The sequence below is a fragment of the Streptomyces sp. NPDC046866 genome (assembly GCF_040704625.1).
GTDB lineage: Bacteria > Actinomycetota > Actinomycetes > Streptomycetales > Streptomycetaceae > Streptomyces.
Genome location: NZ_JBEYXN010000007.1, coordinates 174247 through 194595, shown reverse-complemented (window position 1 = coordinate 194595; position 20349 = coordinate 174247). Strand labels below are relative to the sequence as shown.

The following is a 20349-nucleotide window of genomic DNA, read 5'->3' as shown; positions in this document are numbered from 1 at the left end:
CCGGTACCCGAGCACCGCGTCCCGCACGCCGCCGCCACCGTACTCAGCGCCAACCCCCCTTGTACGCGAGTCGGTTGAATGACCGCCGGATCCGGTCAGACCCGGTGCCGTTCGGCCACCGCCGCCGCGGTGGCGGCGATGCGGGCGCGCAGCTCGGGCGGCCCGAGCACCTCGATGTCGGCCCCCAGTGCGAGGTACGCGGCCACCGCGTGGTCCGGGGACTCCACGGGCAGCACGGCACGGGTCCAGCCCGCCAGTTCCGGATCCGGGACTCCGCCGGCCGCCACGGCCGCCGCGTCGTCGGCGTTCAGGCGGGCCAGCCCGCGCGGGGAGAGCCGCACCTCGGCCTGCGCCCGGTACAGCCGGGCCCGGAAGTCCTCCCGGGCCCGCTCCCAGTGCGCGGCGAGGTCGAATCCCGGCGGAGGCGCGCACTCCTCGGCGGTGACGGCCAGCTCCATGATCTGGTCCACCCGGTACGTACGCGGCGCGGGCTCGGGCCCGGGTTCCGGGCACGCGTGGGACCCTTCGGCCGGCGCGGCGACCACGTACCAGCGGCCCGCCTTGAGCACGAGCCCGTACGGCCGCAGCCGGCGGTCCACGTCGGTCGGCTCCTTCCAGCGGCGGTAGCGGACCTCCAGCACCCGGCCCCGCCACACCGCGTCCGCGACCTCCGGCAGGAACGGCACCTGCGTGCCGCGGGCGTACCAGCCGGGCGCGTCGAGGTGGAACCGCGCCCGCATCCGGTCGGCCTGCTCCCGCAACTGCGGCGGCAGCGCCGCCCGCAGCTTCAGCTGCGCCGCCGCCAGGTCCCGCCCGAGGCCGAGTTCGGCGGCCGGACCGGGGACCCCGGACAGGAACAGCGCCTCCGCCTCACCACTGCTGAGCCCGGTCAGCCGCGTCCGGTACCCGCCGAGCAGGCGGTACCCGCCCCGGTGCCCCGCATCCCCGTACAAGGGCACACCGGCCGCACCCAACGCCTCCACGTCCCGGTAGACGGTGCGCACGGACACCTCCAACTCCCGCGCGAGCTCGGCGGCGGTCATCCGCCCCCGTGTCTGGAGCAGGAGCAGGATCATGACGAGGCGGCTGGACTTCACTGCCACAAGATGTCAGTGAAGGCCTCCTACGGTCCATCCATGCCTTTCGACGAGAAGCTCCTCACCACCCGGCCCCCGATCGAGGTCGCGGGCCGGCGGATCAAGCGCTACCACGTCACCGCCGACCCGGCCGGGATCGAACCGGAGGTGGAGGCGGCGGCGTACCGCTTCCTGCCCGAGCTCCTGCGCACCCTCCCCGAACCGGACGGGACACCGCCGGGCGGCTTCCTCGTCCTCCACCGGGGAGGGGACGACGGGGCCTACCTGAACGTGTACAGCTGGGTCTGGGACAACGCCCTGCACTTCGTGGGCGGGGCGGCCGGGCAGCCGGTGCTCGGCTGCCCGGACCGCGACCCGACGCACTTCGTCCGCCTGGACCGGTCCCTGGTCGGCTGCGTCTGGGAACTGCCGCCCCTCGCCCACGAACGCGACGCCTGGGTCCGCCACCTCCTGGCCGCCGGGACCCCCGACCTGGACGCGTACCTCGCCGACACCCTCCCCCCGGGCAGCACCGCAACCAGCCCGCGCCTCCACGCCGGTGCCTAGTTCCGCGGGTTGCGGGATCACTGCCCGGATTCCGCGCCGCCGCAGGTGGCTGCGGATCGCCCGGGACGAGTAGGTCTCGTCGGCCAGGACCACCCTGTGGCGTCGTTCCGGGGCTCCGGCCCGGCCCCGCCTCGGGTGGGGCCGGGCGCGCTGCTGGGAGGGTGCGCGTGCTGGTCAGTTTCCTTGAGGACGACCGAAGAGAAGGTCGTAGCCCGCGGGGAGCTGGAGCAGGATCCGGTTCATCAGGTCGTCGCCGGCGACGTCGGCGACGACACTGAGCACGGCGCTGACATCCCAGGTCGCCGTCTTCTCGGTAGCCCCCTCGATCCAGGCCGCTGTCGCCCGGATGAACCGTTCCGGCGACAGCGGTTCGTGTGACTGCAGCGGGTTGAGCAGCACCAGCGCCAGCGTCTCGGGGAGGCGGGCGGCCAGTTCGTTCCGCACCTCGCCCACCAGGTGTGCACCGAGCAGTGCGAGCACGACGCGGGAGGATCGCTCGGCCTCTTCCGTCGTGGCGTATTCTCCGCGCTCTTGGACTGCGGCCAGGAACGCGTCCCACTTCATGCGCATGACCTTCCTCCTGACACAAAGGGGCGGCCGCCGCAGCGAGGGGCTGCCGCACGGGCGGCAGCCCCGTCTTCGGCTCCTGACCGCCGCTGCCGGTTCAGCCTCTGATCTGCTGGTGCGTGTCGCCGCCGCTGATCGCGATCTTGCGGGGCTTGGCCTGGTCGGCGACCGGGATCCGCAGCCGCAGGACGCCGGCCTCGTAGGCGGCGTCGATGCGTTCGGTGTCCAGGGTCTCCCCGAGGAACAGCTGGCGGCTGAAGCTCCCTGCCGGTCGCTCGGCGATCAGGACCTCGCTGTCCGCGTCGGCGCTCGGGCGCCGCTCGGCCTTGACCGTCAGGACGTTGTGCTCGACGTCGAGGTCGATCGCCTCCGGGTCCACGCCGGGCAGGTCCAGCTCGACGACGAAGGTGTCGCCGCTGCGGAAGGCGTCCATCGGTATGGCGGCCGGCCGCGCCGCGGTGCCCAGCACCTGCTGGGTGAGGCGGTCCAACTCGCGGAAGGGGTCGGTTCGCATGAGCATCATCGGTCACTCCTTCCTCAAAGGGGGGATGCACATGTCGACGACGATTCCTATATAGCTCGCCGCAGCAAACTTGACAAGCGTTGGCTCAAGGTTGTCACGGGGCTGGTCGGACCCATGCGGAAGGGCGCCTGCGGGGGCATGAGGGCAACGGGGCCTGCGGCCGTTTCGAGGCGGGGAGCAAGCCGGCGGCGTGTCTCGGTGAGCGCGCTGCGGGCTGCTGGATCCGCAGATCGGCCCGCAGCCGCTCCTGGGCCAGCAGCACGGCCCATAGCCTTCACGCTTCGTCATAGCGCTCCAGGTATCCGGCGCTGGCGGCTGCGGGACGGAGTTCAGAGCCGTCGGCCCTGTAGACCACCGCGTTGTCCGAGGGGGTGAAGGGTTCACCCTCGATCGCTTCGACCACCGGAACGAGCGTCTCGTCGTGCTCCTCGGTGAGTCCGGCACCGACGGAGGGGCTGGCTTCGACCGGTACCAGTCCCGGCGGCGCATCCGCGAACCGGGTGCAGCGGTCCGGGCGGTGACTGCCCGGACCTCCGTGAGCACCGCGTCCGGGCCGGTGGGTGGAGCGTGTTCCATCTGGCCGGAGCATGGGGAACGGGATGTCAGACCCGCTTCCTAGCATGGCTCCATGAGTACCTCGTACGACAGTTCGGCCGCGCCGACGCTGCGTTCCCTCCTCGTCCCGCGCCGGGAGGCGCCGGCCGCAGCCCCGGCCGGCGCTGCGCTGCGGGCCGTGGTGGAAGGGCGGCCCGCCCGGGCGGCGGCCGGCGCCCTCGCCACCGCCGGCGGGCCCGACGCGGAGACGGCGCAGCACCTCGAGGCGCTGGTACGTGAGCGGTTGGGCGGGGACGGCGACCGCTGGCTCGGCCTGCACGACGCCCTCGCGACCCACCGCGGCACGCTGCCCGAGCTGTTGGCCGACGTACCACCGCCGGCGGCACCGGCACCGGCACCGGCACCGGCACCGGCACGCCACGGCGCACTGCGCCGACCCGCGCCCCGCAGCGTCCACGCCACCCTGGCCCTGCTGTTGGAGCACGCCCGACCGCAGGACGCGGCCGCCGCCCTGGCCGCCCTGCCGGACCGGACCCTCGACGGACTGCTGGCCACCGGCTCCCTGCCCGGCCCGGCCGTGACCGCCGCCGTCACCGAGTACGGCGATGCCCGCACCCGGACCGCCCTCGCCCGCCACACCCGCCTCGACAGCCGCGTCCTGGCACGGCTGTTGGACACCGGGGACCCGCAGGTCGGAGCCGCCGTCTACCGCAACCCGCGCGCCACCCAGTCCCTGCGCCGCACCCTCGTGCACCGCCTCGACCGGATCCCCATGGACGAGGCGCTGCACGCCGAACTGGCCGACCGGGGCGCGGACGTGCCGCACACCTGGCTCGCCCCGCTCCTCGGATCCGGCGATCCGCGGCTCGCCGCCCGCGCGCTGGCCGGCGGTGCGCGGGGTGTCGCCCAGCAGTACGCCCTGGTCCGGGTCTGGGAGCGCACCGGCCCGGCAGCGGTGCGGACCCTCCTCGACGACCCCGGCGTCGCGAGGTGTCTGAACCGGGCGGTCGTCTCCGCGGTGGCCGACGCCCTCGCCGCGGACGACGGGTCGGGGGAGGCACTGCGCGCGCTGCGCGAGCGGTGCGAGCCGTACGAGGACCCCGCCCGGCTGCCCGCCCTGCTGGCCACCACGCGCGGCACGAGCAGCCTGCGCGACCTGCTGTCCGAGCCGTACGTCCACGATGTGAAGGCCCTCGCGGCCGCCCACGCCGCATCGCCGTTCATGCCGAAGGCGAGCGAGGAACTGGCCCGCCACGAGGCGGCGGACGACACCCAGCGGCTCGCCTTCCGGCTCAGCGCCCTCAACGCACCCTGGCGGACGGGCGGCCGGCGCGCCGGCAACACCGCCCCGCCGGCGCAGCGCCTCGCCGGGGAGGCCCTCGACGACCATGCCGGCCTGTGGGCCGAGGGCATGGCCGCGGCGGGACTGCTCGACCCGGTCGACCTGATCCGCACCGCCCACCCGGCTGCGCACGCCCTGCACGCCCTGGACCGGCTGGCCGCGCGGAACCTGCTGGGCGACGCCGCCGTCGCCGCGCTGCACGAGCGGGTCGACCGGCTGCTCGGCGCACGCCCCGAGGCCTGGGCCGCGCTCGAGGCGCTCCTGCCCGGGTATCCCGGCACGCTGAACGAGGCGATCGCCGAAGCCGGCAAGACCGCCGCCCCGCCGACCGGCGGCGCCGGCGGCCGGGAGGAGGGCGACGCGGGCACCCCCGCGGACCGGGGCCCGGCAGAGGCAGCGGCAGGGGAGGCGGCAGGGGCAGCGGCGGAGGCGGCCGAGGCCGAGGCGGCTGAGGCGCCCGCCGTTCCCCGTGGCCCCCGCATGGGGGCTGCCCTCGCCGCCCTCGACCTCCTGCGCTCCCTCGCCCCCGGCGAAGTCCCGCTCCCCGCCGACCCGGGCGTGCTGCACTTCCTCGCCCACCACCACCGCGACACCGCCCCCGGACTCGCCACCCCGCAGTGGCTCGTCCGGGCCTGCACGGCCCACGGCATCGCACCGCCCCACGGCTCCTGGCCGACCGCGCCCACCCCCGAGGAAGTCTGGGCCGCGCCCGTGACCACCTGGGGCAACGGCGTCCAGCCCCTCGAACGGGCCTACACCGAAGGCATCGTCCAGGCGGGTGAACTCGCGGCCGAGCTCCCCGCACGCCACCTGCTGAAACTCCCGCACGACTGGCGCCGCCTCGCCTTCGCCGCCGCCTGGCGCGCCCAGACCGCCCGCCTGCTGCGCGACGGGCTCGGCACCGACCCGGACGCCTGGCTGCGGCTCGCCGACACCGCGGCCGCCGCCGGCGGGCCCGCGGACGCCACCGCCTCCGGCACGCCGGTCGGCGGGCCCGGCTGGGTGGAGCTGCTGCGCCTGGCCCGGTCCGGCGAGACGCCGCCCGCCGGGTACCGGCCGCTGGAGGAGAGCGCGGCCGGCTCGACCACCGCCCGCCCCGGGACGCCCGACGAGGCCGTCCGGCTGGCCGAGCGCGGCAGCCACCTGTGGCTCTGGCCCATCGGCACCCTGCTGTGCGTGGCCGATGACCCGGAGGTCGTGGACGCCGTCCTGCCGCGGCTCGGCCCGGACGGGCCCTGGCTGCTCGCCGCCTACCTGCTGCGGCACGACCGCACCCCGCGCGGAGTCCTGGACCGGCTGCTGGCCGGGCGCGATCCGCAGGCCCTGCGCGTCCTCGCCTCCCAGACCCGGTGGCTGTCCCCGGGCGCCGGGGAGCTGCTGGCCGACCTCGGCGAGCCGGACGTCGACCTCGCGCTGCTGCGGCACGGCACCACGCCGCAGGTCGCCCGTCGCATCGTGGCCCGCTCCCGCCCCGGCGGCGCGCGCCCGGAGGAGGGGCTCGGGGCGCGGGTACTGGCCGCGCTGCGGGCCGACCCGTCGGCCGGGCCGGTCGGCGGCGCGCGCTGGCTGTCCTCGGCCGAACCGGACCTGATCGAGGAGGTCTTCGCCCGGCGCACCGACCTGGGCCTCGCCCAGCAGGTGCTCGGCTGCCTCCGGCTGTGCGAGCACGGCGGACCCGACCGGCTCGCGGCGCTCGTCGCCCGCGGAGTCCTCGGCCAGGCCGCCGCCACACTCTGCGTGAAGGCGCTGGAGTCCGCCGACCCCGCCGCCGTGCTGCGGGCCCGCGCCGACCGGGAGCTGGCTCCCGCCAAGCTGATCGCACGGCTGCGGAAGGCCGGTCGCCACTGGCAGACCACCGGTGTGCTGGGGGACCGGCTGTACGGGATCGACTGGCAGGCCGTGGAGGCCGCCCACGCGGAGGAGCCGCTGCCGCACTGGCAGTACGTCGTCCGCCATCCCGACGCGCCGGCCGCGCTGCGGCTCCGCCACGCCGAGCTGATGGAGGAGCCCGGACCCGACGGCCTGCCCGAGTGGCCGGAGCTGACGCGGGCGCGGGCGCGGTACGGGCTGGGCGGCCGCTACGGCTGCGCCGCCGCCACGCAGTTCGACGGCCTGCTGGCCTCGGGCCACCTCGAGGCCTCCGACCTCCTGGACGGGGTGGCCCCGGCCGCGCTGGTCCTCGCGTACCTGAGCGGGGCCTCACGACGGTCGGACGCCCCGCCGCAGGCCCGTGCCGCCGTGGAGGCCCTGGCCGGCCTGGTCGCCGCCCGGCTGGGCACCGACCCCGAAGCCTGGGCCCGGGTGACGGCCCGCCTCACGGACCGCGACCCGAACTGGCCCCCGCTGTCGCCGATTACCACCCTCCTGACCTGACCGCCGCCTCCCCGCCACCGCGGACGGCTGCGGGTGAGCGGCCCCCGCCGTGCCTCGCCGCCCTGCCCCGGCGCCTTGCGCCTCCACCGCCGGCGGGCTGGCTCGGCCGGGCCCTCGTCGTGGGTGCGGGCGGCTCTCGGGGTGGGCGGGAGCGGGGAGCTTCTGGGGCGCTGCCCCAGGCCCTGCGCCTGTGCCAGCGCTGCCTCAGGGGGTGCCCGATCCCGCCGGCGGGTTGGCAGGTGCGCGGGGTGGGGGAGCGGCTGGCGGGCATTCGGTTGACCGCCGTTCGCGGAGTCCGGCACCGCCGGTACCGGGTGTGGGCGTTCGCCGTCGGAGCGGGGGTCCGCCCCTTCAGCCTCGCCGGCGTTTGAGGCGCGGGGTCTGGGGCGGAGCCCCGGGGTTCCGGCTGCGCCGGTCCGGCCTGGTTTTGCGACGGCTCGCGGCCCGGGGCAGCGGGGGAACGCACCCGCCGGCTGCCTGCCCCGGGTGTGTGCTCGGGGCACTGCTCGCAGCGCCTCCCTCCGCCGGCGGGCTCTCGTACCGGCTCAGCGGGACCACCGTGCGCGCTGCGGTCGGCCGAGCCGGAGCGGCCCGCGCCACCTGGGTTCCCGCCCAGGGGCAGGGCCGAGCGGCGTTCCGGCGGGCGGCGGCGTCGAGCAGGATGCCGTCCACTCACCCGCCCGCGATCTCCTGCCGTCCTGACGGCCGCCCGGAACATCGCCCTGCCCGTGCACTTGCGGGGCCGCTCGCTCGCGCGGCGGGGGCCGCGCGGCAGGCGGCCGCTCCCTCGCGGGCCAGGCAGGGCGGGCGGACCGGGCGGGGGCTATGGGTTCCCGAAGAGGTGGGCCGTCTCGGTCAGTTCCAGCAGGCGGCCGACCGGCGGGGCGGCCGCGCTGATGGTCAGGGTGACGCCTTCGTCCCGGGCGCGGCGGCGCGCCCGCAGCAGGGCGTTCAGGCCGGAGCAGTCGCAGAACGTGACGGCCGACAGGTCCATGGCGATCTCGCACCCGTCCCGGCAGGCGGCCAGGGCGGCCGCGAAGGCCTGCCGGAGGTACGCGGCGCTGTTCAGGTCGATCTCTCCGCTGACGGCGACGACCATGACGCCGCTCACGGAGGAGGTCACGGTCACGGCCAAGCCGGGATCCTCGACGTCCTCGCCTCCCCGGAGCGCCCAGACGGGCCCGGTCGTGGACCCTGACGCCGCTTGGCGGACGGCTGCGGTGAAGGGATTCATGTGCCCCTCCAGGAACCGATCGGGTGCCTGGACAGCATTGTGCGCAGAGGTCCGTTATGCGTCAATAATTACCTGAAAAATGCCTCAGGCGATCGCATCAAGCAGCAAAAGGGGACAGAATGGATCCATGCGACAAGCGCGTACCCGACACCCGGAGTGGACCTTCCTGACCAACCACGCCCGTGTCCTGCTCGCCGTCTCCCGCGACCCCGGCATGCGGCTCCGCGACGTGGCCCTGACCTGCGGAGTGACCGAGCGGACCGTGCAGTCGATCATCGCGGACCTGGAGGAGGCCGGGTACCTCAAGCGCGCACCCCGCAGCGACGACGGCCGCCGCAACCGCTACGCCATCGTCCCCGGTTCCCTCTTCCGCCACCCCGCCGAGGCGGGCCACGAGGTCGAGGGCCTCCTCGCCCTCCTCGCCGGGCCGCACCGCAACGGCGCAGGGTCGCCCGACCTCCCCGCCGGCCCGGACGGGGTGTAGCCCCCGCCCGGCCGTCACAGCAGGGGCGCCGCCCAGGCCGGCAGGTCCCGGCCGGCGGGGCGCGGCGGCCGCGGGTCGCTGGTGATGCCGATGCCGCCCGCCGGGTCGCCGTACGTGAAGCTCGCGGACCACCACAGCCAGGAGTGCACGAACAGGTGGGCGCTCCATGCCAGCGCCAGACCGCCCCGCTGGGCGGGGGATTCGTACCAGTAGGCGGACAGGACCACCGCGCGGGAGACGGCCTCGTCCGTGTCCGAGGGACGGGAGTCGGAGGTGAGCCCGGCGGCCAGGACCGAGGCTGCGAACCGGTTGCCGGCGAGCAGCCCGCCGCCCTCCCGCACCACCGCGTCGCGCAGCTCCGGCGGCAGGTCCGCGGCGGTCCGCTCCAGCCGGGCCAGCAGGTCGGGCAGCCCGGGGTGGGCGGCGGTCTCCCGGCCGGGGACCACCCGCAGGTCGTCGAGGAGCGCCGGCTCCTGCGCCGTACCGGAGGCCAGGAGGTGCAGGTAGGCGAGCGCGCGCAGCGTCTGCCAGCGGCAGAGCGTGTCGAGCAGCGCGACCCGCGAGCTCCGGAACGCCAGCCGGACCGGCCAGTCGGCGGCCAGGACCTCGTCGGCGAGGGCCCGCAGCGCCGGGGGCACCGGGGCCGGGAAGACCAGGCGCCCACCGGGCTCGCCGTCGGGCGACGGCTTCGAGTGGAAGCCGGGCCAGGCCCTTTCCGGGCCCCTGGGGCCTCTGCTCCCTTCGGTCGGCCGCATGTGTCGTCCCCTCCAAGTCGTTCGGCTCCTCGGGGAGACAACGCATTTCAGGCCATGTCCGGTTCCGTCTTCCCGGGCGCGAGGGAAGCGGTGCCCTCCGCTGCGGTCGCGTGCAGGGCCGCGCTCAGGTAGCGGTGGACGACGTCCAGTTCCGCCGGGGTGAAGTCGTCGGCGGCCGCGACCAGGTTCCCGATGAGCGGGCCGAAGAAGGACCAGCCGAGGTCGACCGCCTTCTGCTCCACCGTCAGCAGGACGCGGCGCCGGTCCTGCCCGTCACGCTCCCGGCGGACCAGGCCCAGCCGCTCCAGCCGGTCCACGAGGGACGTCACCCCGGCGGAGTTCATGCGCAGCGCGTCGCCCAGCCGGCCGGGCGTGGCCTTGGTGCCGGCCCGGCCGGCATCCAGCAGCCAGATCAGCGCCCGCAGGTCGGTCGGATGCAGGCCGTGCGCGGCCGCGAACTCGGCCCCGCGCAGGTCGAATTCCACGGTCACCGCACGCAGGAGATGGACCAGGCGCATCTCCGGGGGGATGTCATTGCTCACTGGGCTAGTATCTCGCTCAGCGAGAGAGTTGGTCAAACGAAACCGCCGCTGCCGGCTGCTGCCCGCTCGCCGGCTTGCTGCGCCGTCCTTTTCCCTGACCGTGTCCGGAGGAAGCCGTGTCCCCGTCCGCCGATGCCGAAGCCGCGTTCCATGCCGCGTACGACGCCCTGCTCGCCCGCTGGCCCGCCGGCACCGAGGAGCTGGACGTCCCCACCCCGTACGGCACCACCCGCGTGCACGCCTTCGGGCCCGGCGGCGGGAGTCCGGTGCTGCTCCTGCACGGCGGCGGGGCCACCGGGACCGTCTGGTTCCGGACGGCCGAAGCCCTCGGCACGCGCCACCGGATCCTGGCCGTCGACATCCTCGGCGACGCGGGCCGCAGCGTCCCCGCCGGGCCGGCGCTGCGCACCCCCGCCGATCTGATGGCCTGGCTCGACGCGCTGATCGACGCCCTGGGGCTCGACCGTGTCCACCTGCTGGCGCACTCGTACGGTGCCTGGATCGCGCTGACGTACGCCCTGCACAGCCCGCACCGCGTCGACCGGATGGTGCTGCTCGACCCCACGCAGTGCTTCGCCGGATTCCGCCCCGGGTTCCTGCTGCGCTCGCTTCCCCTGCTCGTACGGCCGACAGCGGAGCGCGCGCTCGCCTTCCTGGACCGCGAGACCGCCGGCACCGACACCGACCCGGAGTGGAAGCGGCTCTACGCCGTGGCGGCCGAGGCGTCCGCGGGCCGGCGCCCCGTGGTGGGCCGGCGGCCGGACCCCTCCCCGCTGCGGGCCCCGCTGCTGGTGCTCCTCGCCGGACGCAGCGCCGTCCACCGGGCGGCGGCCGTCGAGGCGCGCGCCCGGCGTGCCGTGCCGCATGCGCACGTCGAGACGCTGCCGCAGCTCACCCACTTCGCCCTGCCCACGGAGATACCCGCCGAGACGTACGACCGCATCGCCGCCTTCCTGGGGTGAGCGGCGCCCGCCGGGGCCCGCCCGGGGCGGCCACCCGGGTGCAGGTGCCTCTCCGGCACCCGCACCCGGACCGGCCGCACCGGCGGGCGGACCGGCCGGACCGGCGGCCGCATCAGCGGCGCCCGCCGGCCGTGCCGCCTCCCGGCGCCGTGCGTCAGCCGTTGCCGAGGAGCTTCCTCATCTGCGCGATCTCGGCGGACTGCGAGGTGACGATGGCCTGCGCCATGGTCTTGGCCTCGGGGAAGACGCCCTCGGCCTGCTCCGTCCTGGCCATCGCCACGGCGCCCTCGTGGTGCTTGATCATCAGCTCCATGAAGGCGGTGTCGAAGGCCTTCCCGGTCGCGTCCTTCAGCCGGTCCATCTCCTGGGCGCTCATCATGCCGGCACCCGTGCCGGACCCGCCGTGCGCGGAGTGGTCCATGGCGCCCTCGGCGGGCACCTGCTCGCCCCAGGAGGCCAGCCACCCGGACAGGGTCTTGATCTCCGGGTCCTGGGCCTTCTTGATGTCCTCGGCGAGCTTCTTGACCTCGCCGGACTCGGCGCGCGCGGCCGCCAGCTCCGCCATCTCCACCGCCTGGCGGTGGTGCGGGACCATCCCCTTGGCGAAGACGGCGTCCGCCGCGTTGTGGCCGCCCTGGGCAGCGGGCGCGGAGGCAGGCGCGGAAGCGGACGGGGCGGTGCCGCCGCCGGGGTGTCCGCCGCTGTGGCCGGCGGAGTTGTCGCCGGCCGTGTCAGCGCCGCAGGCCGCCAGGACGAGGGCGGCTGCCCCCGCGGCGACGACGGCGGTGGCACGGCGGGCGAGGGAACGCTTGCTGCTCATGGTGAGGTGACTCCTTGATGCGCGGCCCACCCGGTACGGGGCGCGCGCGAGGTACGGATGAAGAGGTGTCCGCGGGCACGGCGCCGCCGCCGGTCGACGTCGGGGACGTCGGTTCCGGGGTGCGGCGGCCGCGCGGGCTGCTCTAGATCCGCAGGAGCTGCAACTCGGCCAGATCGGGCGGAGCCCGGCCGCTCAGCGCCGACCGCGGTGCCGTCCCGGAGAGCGGGGGCAGCGCGGCGGCCTCGGCGAGGGCGGCGGTCAGTGCCGGCGGCACATAGGGGGAGACGGTCCCGGCCGCGGCGCAGGTCGCGTCGGCGTGCTGCAGGTGGCCGGAGCCCCCGTCGGGATGGGCACAGCCCCCGTGGTCCTCGGGCCCGGACCGCAAGGCGGAGGCGGAGGCCTCGTGGGTGCCGTGGCGGGCGCCGTGGTGGGCGGCGGCCGGAACCGCAGCCGCAGCGCGGGCCGGGGCGGGGGAGAGCGCGTGCATGCCGAGCACGCCGGCCAGGAGGGCCAGCACCAGCAGCACGAAGCCGCGCCCGGCGGGGCGGCGGCTCGTCGGCGGCGCGGCATGGATCACGGCCCCATCGTACGGCCCCCGGCCCCGCAATCCCCGCGGCGACCCGCATTCCGCGATCCGGCACCGCCCGGCTGCCCGCGCGCCGCGAGCGGGCACCGCCTGCACACCGCGATCCGGCGGCGCCCGCGCGCCGCCCCCGGGCGGGCGCCGCCCCCGCCGCGCCCGGCGTCAGAGGGACGGGGAGGTCTCGCGCTGGTGCGGGACCGGCGGCAGGGCGGCGGCCGCGGTCAGGGCCTCCTGGTGGAGGGCGACCGTGTGGGTCGGGGCGGGGATCGAGATGCCCTCGGCCCGGAACCGCCGGTGCAGCCGCTTGATGAACTCGTGCTTGATCCGGTACTGGTCGCTGAACTCGCCGACGCCCAGGATCACCGTGAAGTTGATCCGCGAGTCCGCGAAGGTGTGGAAGCGGACCTTGCCCTCGTGGTCGGGGACGGCGCCGTTGATGTCGGCCATCACGCTGTCCACGACCTCGAGGGTCACCCGCTCCACGTGCTCCAGGTCGCTCTCGTATCCCACGCCCACCTGCACCAGGATCGACAGCTGCTGTTCGGGCTGGGTGAAGTTGGTCATGTTCGTCTTGGCGAGGCGCCCGTTGGGGATGATGACCAGGTTGTTCGAGAGGTTGCGGACCACCGTGTTGCGCCAGTTGATGTCGACCACGTACCCCTCCTCACCGCTGGTGAGGCGGATGTAGTCGCCGGGCTGCACCGTCTTCGAGGCGAGGATGTGCACGCCTGCGAACAGGTTGGCCAGGGTGTCCTGGAGGGCCAGCGCGACCGCCAGGCCGCCCACGCCGAGCGCCGTGAGCAGGGGCGCGATGGAGACGCCCATCGTCTGCAGTGCGACGAGGAAGCCCATCGTCAGGACCACGATCCGCGTGATGTTCACGAAGATGGTGGCCGAGCCGGCCACGCCGGTCCGCGACTGCGCCAGGGACTGGACGAGTCCGGTGATGACCCGGGCCGTGCTGAGCGTCGCGATCAGGACGAGGACGGCCGTCAGGGACTGGTTCACGAACCCCGAGACCCGCGCGGTCAGCGGCAGCAGCGAGGCGGCCACCGCGGCGCCTCCGATGAGGGCCGCTCCCGGGGCGACGGGCCGCAGCGCGTCGACGATGATGTCGTCGCCCGCCCACCGGGTCTTCTCGGCGTGTTGGGCGAGCCGCTTGAGAACGGCGCGCAGGACGAGGGCGGCCGCGGCGCCGGCCACGAGGGCGATGCCGGCCGCCAGCCAGTCGTGCAGGACGAGCTCCCGGGTCAACGGACGCCCTCCGTCGCGCGCCGGGCCGCGGGAGCGGCGGGGGATGCTGCCGGGCGTCGTATGAAGTGAGTCGTCGTCACCTTGCCACCTGTCAGTTCGTCGTGCACGGAGCCGCGTTCGGGCATGCGTGCGCGCTGCTGCGGACGCATCCGGAACGTGGTCATCCTGCCGCATGGCGAAGCAGGTCCCGCAGGTGGGCCCGGTCAGGATCCCGCCGGGTGGGCCTTGCGCCACTCGATCCCGGCGCCCAGGGCGCACACGAGGGCGACCAGCGCCGTCACGGCCACGATCAGCCACTCCAGCGCGCCGTTGCCCGCGTCCGGCTCCACCCCGAACAGGAGCTCGATCCAGTCGGGCCAGGCCAGCGTGACCAGGAAGAGCAGCCCGGACAGGCTTCCGAGGACGGTCTCGACCCAGAAGCGCGGGCGGACGGTTCCTCCGGGCGCCGGGTGGTGGGTGCGGAAGGCCATGCCGTACCTCCCCCGTCTCCTGCCCGGACGCGCACGACGGCCTGCGGCCGGGGGGTCGGGTCCGGGCCCGGAGCGGATGTCGGGTGTCGGGCGCCGACGGCGTCCCCGCCGTACGGCTGCGGGGCGCGCGGACGCCTCGTCATCAAGTCTCCGCGCGCCCCGCAGGAAGGTCAAACCATGCCGTCGGCGCGGGTCAGCCGGCCTGCGGCACCAGGCCGTCCGCGACCAGTCCGGCCAGGACCGCCTCTCCGAGGGCGTGGACGGCGGACTGCGGCCTCACCATGACCGTGAACTCCTTGATGCGGCCGTCCTCGGCGAAGTGCAGCAGGTCGATGCCGTGGATCTCGCGGCCGTTCACCGTCGCCCGGAACAGCAGGACCGCCGACGGGCTCTCGGAGCCGTCCGCGCTGGTCTGCGAGCTGCCGTCGAAGCGGCCGACGTAGCGGAAGTCCTGGAAAGTCCGCAGCAGGACCCCGAACAGGCCGAGGACCATCGGCCGGCCCTCGAAGGGGACGAACTTCACCGGGCTGAACAGGCGGACGTCCTCGGTGAACAGCTCTTCCAGGGCGCCGAGGTCGCGGTCGTCGACGGCGGTGCGGAAACGGTCGGCTGTCTTGGTGTTCATGGCTCGCGCGCTCCTCCAAGCTCGGACATACTCAAGGATGTGACTATTCAGGTTTCTGAGTACCATGAGGGGAGCGCCCCTGCATAGGGGGCGGGGACGGAAACGACCGGGAGGCGAGCCCCATGGCCCTGCGCCACGCCGTGCTGGCGGCCCTGCTCGACGCGGAACTGAGCGGATACCAACTGGCCAAGTCCTTCAGCGTGGGCGTGGCGAACTTCTGGCACGCACTGCCCCAGCAGCTGTACACCGAGCTCGCCAAACTGGAGAGGGAAGGCCTGGTCAGCGGTCGGGAAGTGGTCCAGGACACCCGCCCCAACAAGCGTCTCTTCACGGTCACCGACGCCGGGCTGGCCGAACTGGAGCGGTTCACGGAGGCCGCCGCCAAGCCCTCCTTCATGCGGGACGACCTGGTGGTGAAGGTGCACGCCGCCGACCACGTCGACACCGGCCCGCTCCTCGCCCAGCTGGCCGAGCGCGCCGCCCTCGCCCGTGCCAAGGCCGAGCTGTTCGACCGGCTCCTGCACACCATGCGCGGCGAGCGCAGCGAGGAGGACTTCCTGCGCCACGGCGAGCGGGTCGGCCCGTACCTGACGTGCCTGGCCGGCCTCGCGTACGAACAGGTCAACCGGCAATGGTGCGAGCGCACCCGCACCGTCCTCCACGAAAGGCAGGCCGCCCGTGCAGAGCAGTGAACCCCGCCGCGACCGGACCGGACACCGCGACGGGCCCGACCGGCCCGGGCCCCCCGGCCCGTATGCGCGCTACGTCGCCCTCGGCGACAGCCAGACCGAGGGCGTGGGCGACGGCGACGACGGCACCGGCCTGCGCGGCTGGGCCGACCGCCTCGCCGAGGACCTCGCCCGCGGCAACCCCGGCCTGCGGTACGCCAACCTCGCCGTCCGCGGCCGCCTGGCCGGCCAGGTGCACGCGGAGCAGCTCGCCCCCGCGCTCGCGCTGCGCCCCGACCTGGCCACCGTCGTCGCCGGCATGAACGACCTGCTGCGGCCCCGCTTCGACGCCGACGAGGTGGCCGGCCACCTGGAGGCCGTCTTCGCCGCGCTCACCGCCCGGGGCGCACGCGTCGCGACCGTGACCTTCCCCGACGTCGCCCAGGTCACCCCGCTGGCCCGGCCGCTCGGCCCGCGCGTGACCGCCCTCAACCACCGCATCCGCGAAGCCGCCCGCCGCCACGGCGTGGCCGTCGCCGAGACCGCCCGCCACCCCGTCGTCACCGACCCCCGCCTGTGGAGCGCCGACCGGCTGCACGCCGGCCCGCTGGGCCACGCCCGGATCGCCGCCGCCGTCGCCCACGCCCTCGGCCTGCCCGGCAGCGACGACTCCTGGACGCACCCGCTCCCGCCCGCCCGGCGCGCCCGCGGCCTGGAGGCCGCCGCGGCCGAACTCCGCTGGGCGGGGGCCTTCCTCGGGCCGTGGCTGCTGCGCCGGCTGCGCGGCCGCTCCTCGGGCGCGGGCCGGACCGCCAAACGCCCCGACCTGCTCCCGGTGTGACCGGGATCACTCCTCAGGTGCGATGACTCGCCGCCGCCGCACCGGTCTTCCCTGGGAGAACTCCGGAGAATCGAGCCGGCCGGGGTGACGGAGGGCGGCACGAGCCGCCAGAGCAACAGGAGAGGTCCCATGCGCATCGTGGTCAGCGAGTTCATCAGCCTGGACGGCGTCGTGCAGGCCCCCGGCGGCCCCGACGAGGACCGCGACGGCGGCTTCGCCCACGGCGGCTGGACCCACCCGTTCTTCGATCCGGAGGTCGTCGGCGGCGCGTTCGCCGACGCCGTCTCCCGGGCCGACGGCCTGCTGTTCGGGCGCCGCACCTGGCAGACCATGGCCGCAGCGTGGCCCGGCCGGGCCGGCGACCCGTTCGCCGACCGCATGAACTCCCTGCCCAAGCACGTCGTCTCGGGCAGCCTCACGGAAGCCGACCTCACCTGGAACTCCGCGCTGATCCCCGCGGACAAGGCGACCGCCCGCATCCGCGAGCTGCGTGCGGCCGAGGGCGGCGACCTCGGCGTCCTGGGCAGCCCCACCCTCGTCCGCTCCCTGCTGGAGGAGGGCCTCGTCGACGAACTGCGCCTGATGGTCATGCCCGTGCTCGTCGGCGGCGGCAAGTCGATCTTCCCCGCCGACGGGGGCCTGCGCACCCTCCACCTGGTCTCCTCCACCACCAGCCCGGCGGGAGTCCTGGTCTCCACCTACCGCCCGGCCGCCCAGGCGGGGCCGGCGGCCCCGTAGCGCAATAATCCGGATGTGCTGCGCACGTGACGACTGTTAGGTTCTCGGTGTGCCGAAGCTGAATCAGATCATCGCCGTGGAGAAGGGCGTCAAGTCCAAGTCTCTGCAGGAGTTGACCCAAGCCCATCACGACGTCCAGAAGCCCGCCCTGCTGGCCGGCATCTCCCGCACGTACCAGCCCAAGGACGAGGAGGGCGAGCAGCTGCCGCCCGAGTCCACGCGGGTGCAGGTCAAGGCGGAGGACGTCCTGCGCACGACGGCGGCGACCCTGACGCGGCTGTTCGACGTGACGGCGACGAAGGACTGGGCGAACCGCTCGGCCGCCGCGGACGTCGTGGTCGACGGAACGGTCCTGCTGCCGCAGGTGCCGGTGCCGTACCTGCTCTTCCTGGAGAAGCAGCTCACGGACCTGCACACCTTCGTGCGCAAGCTGCCGGTGCTGGACGCCTCGGAGTCGTGGAGCGCCGACCCCTCGACGGACGCGTGGAAGACCGACCCGGTCCGCACGATCCGCACCAAGAAGGTGCCGCGCAACCACGTCAAGGCCGAGGCCACCGACAAGCACCCGGCGCAGGTCGAGGTGTACTACGAGGACGTACCCGTCGGGTACTGGACCACGGTGAAGTTCTCCGGTGCCCTCCCGGCGCGCCGCGTGAACGAACTGCTCGACCGCGTCGAGAAGCTCCAGCAGGCCGTCAAGTACGCCCGTGAGGAGGCCAACGGCGTCGACGTCACCGACCAGCGGGTCGGCGATGCGGTGTTCGGCTACCTCTTCGGGTAGCCTCCACATCTCCCTCCTTTGAGCGGGGAGGGTGCGCGAAAAGCGCAAGCTGAAACTGAAGTTGAAGCTGACCATGGGGTGTCAACGTGGGGGTTCGAATCCCTCCCCCGGCCCGTCGAGCCGGGGTGGCCCAAGCCGGCAGAGGCGGCCCCGTAAATCTCAGATTCTCGCTCCAGTCTCAGTATTCGCCGCCGAACACCGGATCGACCGAGCGCGGGCGATCATCGATGGATGGGGGTTCAAGTCCCCCCTGCGCCTCTTTCGCGGCGCGGTAGTTCAAAGGCAGAACACGTCGATCTCAGAATGACCCGCGACTCTTAAACGCCGCCGGTGTGCGCAATTGGGTGGCCCACAGGAGCCCGGGAGCTGGATATGCTCCCGGGCTCCGTCACAGCCGTCGGGCATGTCCGTCCGTTCCCCGGGGGTCAGCCGGCGCGGTGGTGGATGCTGCGCTGCCCCGGGACCGTCTTCAGCCGGGGGACCTCGGGCGCGGCGGGGCGGGCCGGCTCGGGATTGCGTCTGGCCGGGGCCGCCGGGGCCAGCGCGAGGAGGGCGATGCAGCCGAGGACGGCGGCGAGGATGAGTACGGTGACAAGGGTCATGTTCTTGCCTTCCGTCGTTACTGATTGCCTGTCACCTCGTGATGTAACCGTAATGGCGCAAGGTAAACACGAAGCGTAATGGCACTTCTGTTGCAGTACGGAGCCGGTTCTCTCACGGGGCGGCCCCCTGCTTCTGCCAGTGGTCGACAGCCGCGCCGGTCTCCCCGGCGTGCGCCTCCATCTTCGTGAAGCGGTCCCCCGCCGCCTCCAAGGCCGTGTGCGGCAGCCGCCACCGGGCCGGCGGCCCGACGGGCTCGCGGGCCCGCACCAGCAGCGCCGGCGTGTCGGGGCCAGGGGCTCCGGTCGCCACCCCCGCAGGATGCGCAGGTAGCCGCCGGTGGCGGTCAGCCGGTGCGTGCCGATGTCCCCGTCCGCCCCCGGGCCGCCCGCCGCGTGCCGCCGGGGCTCGGCCGCCGCCAGCACCCGCGACAGGTCGTCCGCCGGTACGGATCCCCCGTACCAGGGAGTGTCGATCAGTACGACGCCGGCCGCCGGACGGCCCTGCTGCGCGAGCCGGACGGCCACGGCCCAGGCGGTCCACCCGCCGGAGGAGTGCCCGCACAGCAGCACGGGCCCGGCGGCGGCCTGCGCAGAGGTGAACGACGGCCGCAGGAGCGAGGCCGCGGCCAGCGCCTCCACGGCGACCGCACCCCGGCCCCCGGCACTGGCCCGTCGGAACAGCGCCGACAGCCCGTCCGGCAGCGCCCCGTCCTGCGCGGCGCCCGGGCCGGGGCGGCCGGGCCCCTGCCCCCGCTCGCGGCGCAGCCGCTGCCCCAGGTGCTCCGCCAGCCCGCGTACGGCCGGGTGGTCGAACACCAGCGCCGAGGGCGGCGCCAGGTCCAGCGCGCGGCCCAGCCGGCCCCGAGGTCGCGCCGAGCTCCAGGAGGGGCCGGTCCGGATCCACGGCGTCCGCGTCGGCGTGGCCGAGCACGGCGGCCGCGGACTCCCGTACCAGTGCCAGCAGTTCCGCCGCACTCCGCGGCCGCTCCGAGACGGCGCGCACTGCGGGCCCGGCTGTCGGTGCGGTCGGTGCGGTCGGTGCGGCGGTCGGCGAGCCAGTACCGCCGCCGCCGGAACGGGTACGTCGGCAGCGCCCCGGCCGGCCAGGCCCGCGGGCCCGCCCTCCCGCGATCCCCGTACGCCGCGGCCCAGTCGACCTCCGCCCCGTGGACGTACGCCTCGGCGGCGGACAGCAGGAAGCGCCGCACACCGCCCTCGCCGCGGCGCAGGCTGCCCGTGGCGAAGGCCGCCGCGCCCGGCTGCCCGGCGGTCTCCTGCACCGCGTACGCCAGCACCGGATGCGGGCCGAGCTCGACGAAGGTGCGCAAGCCCGCCTCCAGCAGCGTTTCGACGGCCGGGCCGAACAGCACCGGGCTGCGCAGGTTCCGGTACCAGTGGTCCGCGGTGAGCTCCGGCCCGGACAGCCAGCCGGCCCCGGCGGTCGACAGGAACGGAGTCGACACCGCTGCCGGCTCCAACCCGGCCGGGGCCTCGGTCAGTTCGGCCTCCAGCGGCTCCACTGCGGCGCAGTGCGAGGCGTAGTCCACGGCGATCCGCCGGGCCCGGACGCCCCGTGCCCCCAGCTCCGCCGGCAGGGCGCCGACCGCATCCGGATCCCCCGCGACCACCGAAGCCCGCGGCGCGTTCTCGGCGGCCACCGCCAGGGGCGGCCCGCTGCGCCCGGCCAGCAGGGCGGCCAGCTTTTGTGCCGGCAGGGCCACGGCCGCCATCGCCCCGGCCGGCAGCCGCCGCACGGCGCGGGCGCGCAGGGCGGCGACCCGGGCGGCCTGCGGCAGCGTCAGCGCGCCCGCCGCGTACGCCGCGGCGAAGAGTGCGGGCAGGGTCGGCAGCGGCGTCCTCCAGCCGCCCTCGGGGGCGCCGGCGTCGGGGCGGATCAGGTAGTCGCGGGGGCTGACGGCCATCCGGGCAACCTACGCCGGGGACCGGGGTGCCCCGCGGGCCGGCCGGATGGCAGGGTGGGCGGCAC

22 protein-coding genes and 2 pseudogenes are annotated in these 20349 nt (G+C 75.1%); 8 read left to right on the top strand and 16 right to left on the bottom strand.

Going from position 1 to position 20349, the window contains the following annotated elements:
• Window positions 1-95: 95 nt before the first annotated feature.
• Window positions 96-1097, bottom strand: coding sequence for a WYL domain-containing protein (locus tag AB0953_RS13915; RefSeq protein WP_366859670.1), 1002 nt, complete (start codon window positions 1095-1097; stop codon window positions 96-98).
• A 39-nt stretch (window positions 1098-1136) separates the two neighbouring features.
• Here AB0953_RS13915 and AB0953_RS13910 point away from each other — a divergent pair.
• Window positions 1137-1610: pseudogene (locus AB0953_RS13910) on the top strand (hypothetical protein); the annotation flags it as partial.
• A gap of 8 nt (window positions 1611-1618) precedes the next feature.
• Here the strand turns inward: AB0953_RS13910 and AB0953_RS13905 are convergent.
• The 4 genes and pseudogenes from AB0953_RS13905 to AB0953_RS13890 form a co-directional block, all read right to left on the bottom strand.
• Window positions 1619-1736 (bottom strand): annotated as a pseudogene (locus tag AB0953_RS13905) (IS5/IS1182 family transposase); the annotation flags it as partial.
• An 81-nt stretch (window positions 1737-1817) separates the two neighbouring features.
• Entirely contained in the window at window positions 1818-2213 is a 396-nt protein-coding gene (locus AB0953_RS13900) for a DUF2267 domain-containing protein (RefSeq protein WP_366859669.1), read from the bottom strand.
• Window positions 2214-2307: 94 nt separating this feature from the next.
• Window positions 2308-2730: an Hsp20/alpha crystallin family protein gene (locus AB0953_RS13895; RefSeq protein WP_366859758.1), complete on the bottom strand. Its 423-nt coding sequence runs from the start codon at window positions 2728-2730 to the stop codon at window positions 2308-2310.
• 277 nt (window positions 2731-3007) lie between these two features.
• Window positions 3008-3136 (bottom strand): hypothetical protein, encoded by a 129-nt coding sequence (locus AB0953_RS13890; protein ID WP_366859668.1) that lies wholly within the window; start codon window positions 3134-3136, stop codon window positions 3008-3010.
• 225 nt (window positions 3137-3361) lie between these two features.
• Between AB0953_RS13890 and AB0953_RS13885 the strand changes: the two genes are divergently transcribed.
• Window positions 3362-7003: a hypothetical protein gene (locus AB0953_RS13885; protein WP_366859667.1), complete on the top strand. Its 3642-nt coding sequence runs from the start codon at window positions 3362-3364 to the stop codon at window positions 7001-7003.
• A gap of 823 nt (window positions 7004-7826) precedes the next feature.
• Here AB0953_RS13885 and AB0953_RS13880 read toward each other — a convergent pair.
• Window positions 7827-8132 carry an STAS domain-containing protein gene (locus AB0953_RS13880; RefSeq protein WP_366859757.1) on the bottom strand — a complete coding sequence of 102 codons (306 nt, stop codon included), beginning with the start codon at window positions 8130-8132 and terminating at the stop codon, window positions 7827-7829.
• Window positions 8133-8364: 232 nt separating this feature from the next.
• Here AB0953_RS13880 and AB0953_RS13875 point away from each other — a divergent pair, with 232 nt between their 5' ends.
• Window positions 8365-8721, top strand: a complete 357-nt coding sequence (locus AB0953_RS13875) for a helix-turn-helix domain-containing protein (RefSeq protein ID WP_366859666.1) — start codon at window positions 8365-8367, stop codon at window positions 8719-8721.
• 14 nt (window positions 8722-8735) lie between these two features.
• On the opposite strand, the gene AB0953_RS13870 is transcribed toward AB0953_RS13875, so the two are convergent.
• Both AB0953_RS13870 and AB0953_RS13865 read right to left on the bottom strand, forming a co-directional pair.
• Window positions 8736-9476, bottom strand: a complete 741-nt coding sequence (locus tag AB0953_RS13870) for a hypothetical protein (protein ID WP_366859665.1) — start codon at window positions 9474-9476, stop codon at window positions 8736-8738.
• Window positions 9477-9523: 47 nt separating this feature from the next.
• Window positions 9524-10018, bottom strand: a complete 495-nt coding sequence (locus tag AB0953_RS13865) for a helix-turn-helix domain-containing protein (protein ID WP_366859664.1) — start codon at window positions 10016-10018, stop codon at window positions 9524-9526.
• Between the two features lie 116 nt (window positions 10019-10134).
• Here AB0953_RS13865 and AB0953_RS13860 point away from each other — a divergent pair, with 116 nt between their 5' ends.
• Complete coding sequence (locus AB0953_RS13860; RefSeq protein WP_366859663.1) at window positions 10135-10980, top strand: alpha/beta fold hydrolase; 846 nt, start codon at window positions 10135-10137, stop codon at window positions 10978-10980.
• 154 nt (window positions 10981-11134) lie between these two features.
• On the opposite strand, the gene AB0953_RS13855 is transcribed toward AB0953_RS13860, so the two are convergent.
• From AB0953_RS13855 to AB0953_RS13835, 5 genes are all read right to left on the bottom strand, one after another.
• Window positions 11135-11800, bottom strand: coding sequence for a DUF305 domain-containing protein (locus AB0953_RS13855; protein WP_366859662.1), 666 nt, complete (start codon window positions 11798-11800; stop codon window positions 11135-11137).
• Window positions 11801-11942: 142 nt separating this feature from the next.
• Window positions 11943-12374 (bottom strand): DUF6153 family protein, encoded by a 432-nt coding sequence (locus tag AB0953_RS13850; protein ID WP_366859756.1) that lies wholly within the window; start codon window positions 12372-12374, stop codon window positions 11943-11945.
• A gap of 171 nt (window positions 12375-12545) precedes the next feature.
• Window positions 12546-13637 (bottom strand): mechanosensitive ion channel family protein, encoded by a 1092-nt coding sequence (locus AB0953_RS13845; protein WP_366859661.1) that lies wholly within the window; start codon window positions 13635-13637, stop codon window positions 12546-12548.
• Window positions 13638-13840: 203 nt separating this feature from the next.
• Window positions 13841-14107, bottom strand: a complete 267-nt coding sequence (locus AB0953_RS13840) for an ABC transporter permease (protein ID WP_366859660.1) — start codon at window positions 14105-14107, stop codon at window positions 13841-13843.
• A 193-nt stretch (window positions 14108-14300) separates the two neighbouring features.
• Window positions 14301-14732 (bottom strand): nuclear transport factor 2 family protein, encoded by a 432-nt coding sequence (locus tag AB0953_RS13835; protein ID WP_366859659.1) that lies wholly within the window; start codon window positions 14730-14732, stop codon window positions 14301-14303.
• A gap of 122 nt (window positions 14733-14854) precedes the next feature.
• On the opposite strand from AB0953_RS13835, the gene AB0953_RS13830 reads away from it, so the two are divergent.
• The 4 genes from AB0953_RS13830 to AB0953_RS13815 all read left to right on the top strand — a co-directional run bounded on the left by AB0953_RS13830 (window position 14855) and on the right by AB0953_RS13815 (window position 17760).
• A complete protein-coding gene (locus tag AB0953_RS13830) occupies window positions 14855-15424 on the top strand; it encodes a PadR family transcriptional regulator (RefSeq protein WP_366859658.1) in 570 nt (189 codons plus the stop codon).
• Window positions 15425-15527: 103 nt separating this feature from the next.
• Complete coding sequence (locus AB0953_RS13825; RefSeq protein WP_366859755.1) at window positions 15528-16241, top strand: SGNH/GDSL hydrolase family protein; 714 nt, start codon at window positions 15528-15530, stop codon at window positions 16239-16241.
• Window positions 16242-16370: 129 nt separating this feature from the next.
• The gene (locus AB0953_RS13820) at window positions 16371-16979 is read left to right on the top strand and encodes a dihydrofolate reductase family protein (protein WP_366859657.1); all 609 of its coding nucleotides are present in this window, start codon (window positions 16371-16373) and stop codon (window positions 16977-16979) included.
• Between the two features lie 49 nt (window positions 16980-17028).
• Window positions 17029-17760 (top strand): hypothetical protein, encoded by a 732-nt coding sequence (locus AB0953_RS13815; RefSeq protein ID WP_366859656.1) that lies wholly within the window; start codon window positions 17029-17031, stop codon window positions 17758-17760.
• A gap of 425 nt (window positions 17761-18185) precedes the next feature.
• Here AB0953_RS13815 and AB0953_RS13810 read toward each other — a convergent pair whose 3' ends face one another.
• The 3 genes from AB0953_RS13810 to AB0953_RS13800 form a co-directional block, all read right to left on the bottom strand.
• Window positions 18186-18362: a hypothetical protein gene (locus AB0953_RS13810; RefSeq protein ID WP_366859655.1), complete on the bottom strand. Its 177-nt coding sequence runs from the start codon at window positions 18360-18362 to the stop codon at window positions 18186-18188.
• Window positions 18363-18474: 112 nt separating this feature from the next.
• Window positions 18475-18672, bottom strand: coding sequence for a hypothetical protein (locus AB0953_RS13805; protein WP_366859654.1), 198 nt, complete (start codon window positions 18670-18672; stop codon window positions 18475-18477).
• Window positions 18673-18835: 163 nt separating this feature from the next.
• Window positions 18836-20284, bottom strand: a complete 1449-nt coding sequence (locus AB0953_RS13800) for an acyltransferase domain-containing protein (RefSeq protein ID WP_366859653.1) — start codon at window positions 20282-20284, stop codon at window positions 18836-18838.
• Window positions 20285-20349: the final 65 nt, after the last annotated feature.

Excerpts from the sequence above, each read along its gene's own strand:
- AB0953_RS13900 (WP_366859669.1), bottom strand. The coding sequence starts at position 2,213 with ATGCGCATGAAGTGGGACGCGTTCCTGGCCGCAGTCCAAGAGCGCGGA.
- AB0953_RS13830 (WP_366859658.1), top strand. The coding sequence starts at position 14,855 with ATGGCCCTGCGCCACGCCGTGCTGGCGGCCCTGCTCGACGCGGAACTG.
- AB0953_RS13855 (WP_366859662.1), bottom strand. The coding sequence starts at position 11,800 with ATGAGCAGCAAGCGTTCCCTCGCCCGCCGTGCCACCGCCGTCGTCGCC.
- AB0953_RS13870 (WP_366859665.1), bottom strand. The coding sequence starts at position 9,476 with ATGCGGCCGACCGAAGGGAGCAGAGGCCCCAGGGGCCCGGAAAGGGCC.
- AB0953_RS13875 (WP_366859666.1), top strand. The coding sequence starts at position 8,365 with ATGCGACAAGCGCGTACCCGACACCCGGAGTGGACCTTCCTGACCAAC.
- AB0953_RS13810 (WP_366859655.1), bottom strand. The coding sequence starts at position 18,362 with ATGACCCTTGTCACCGTACTCATCCTCGCCGCCGTCCTCGGCTGCATC.
- AB0953_RS13835 (WP_366859659.1), bottom strand. The coding sequence starts at position 14,732 with ATGAACACCAAGACAGCCGACCGTTTCCGCACCGCCGTCGACGACCGC.
- AB0953_RS13895 (WP_366859758.1), bottom strand. The coding sequence starts at position 2,730 with ATGCTCATGCGAACCGACCCCTTCCGCGAGTTGGACCGCCTCACCCAG.
- AB0953_RS13885 (WP_366859667.1), top strand. The coding sequence starts at position 3,362 with ATGAGTACCTCGTACGACAGTTCGGCCGCGCCGACGCTGCGTTCCCTC.
- AB0953_RS13840 (WP_366859660.1), bottom strand. The coding sequence starts at position 14,107 with ATGGCCTTCCGCACCCACCACCCGGCGCCCGGAGGAACCGTCCGCCCG.
- AB0953_RS13800 (WP_366859653.1), bottom strand. The coding sequence starts at position 20,284 with ATGGCCGTCAGCCCCCGCGACTACCTGATCCGCCCCGACGCCGGCGCC.
- AB0953_RS13820 (WP_366859657.1), top strand. The coding sequence starts at position 16,371 with ATGCGCATCGTGGTCAGCGAGTTCATCAGCCTGGACGGCGTCGTGCAG.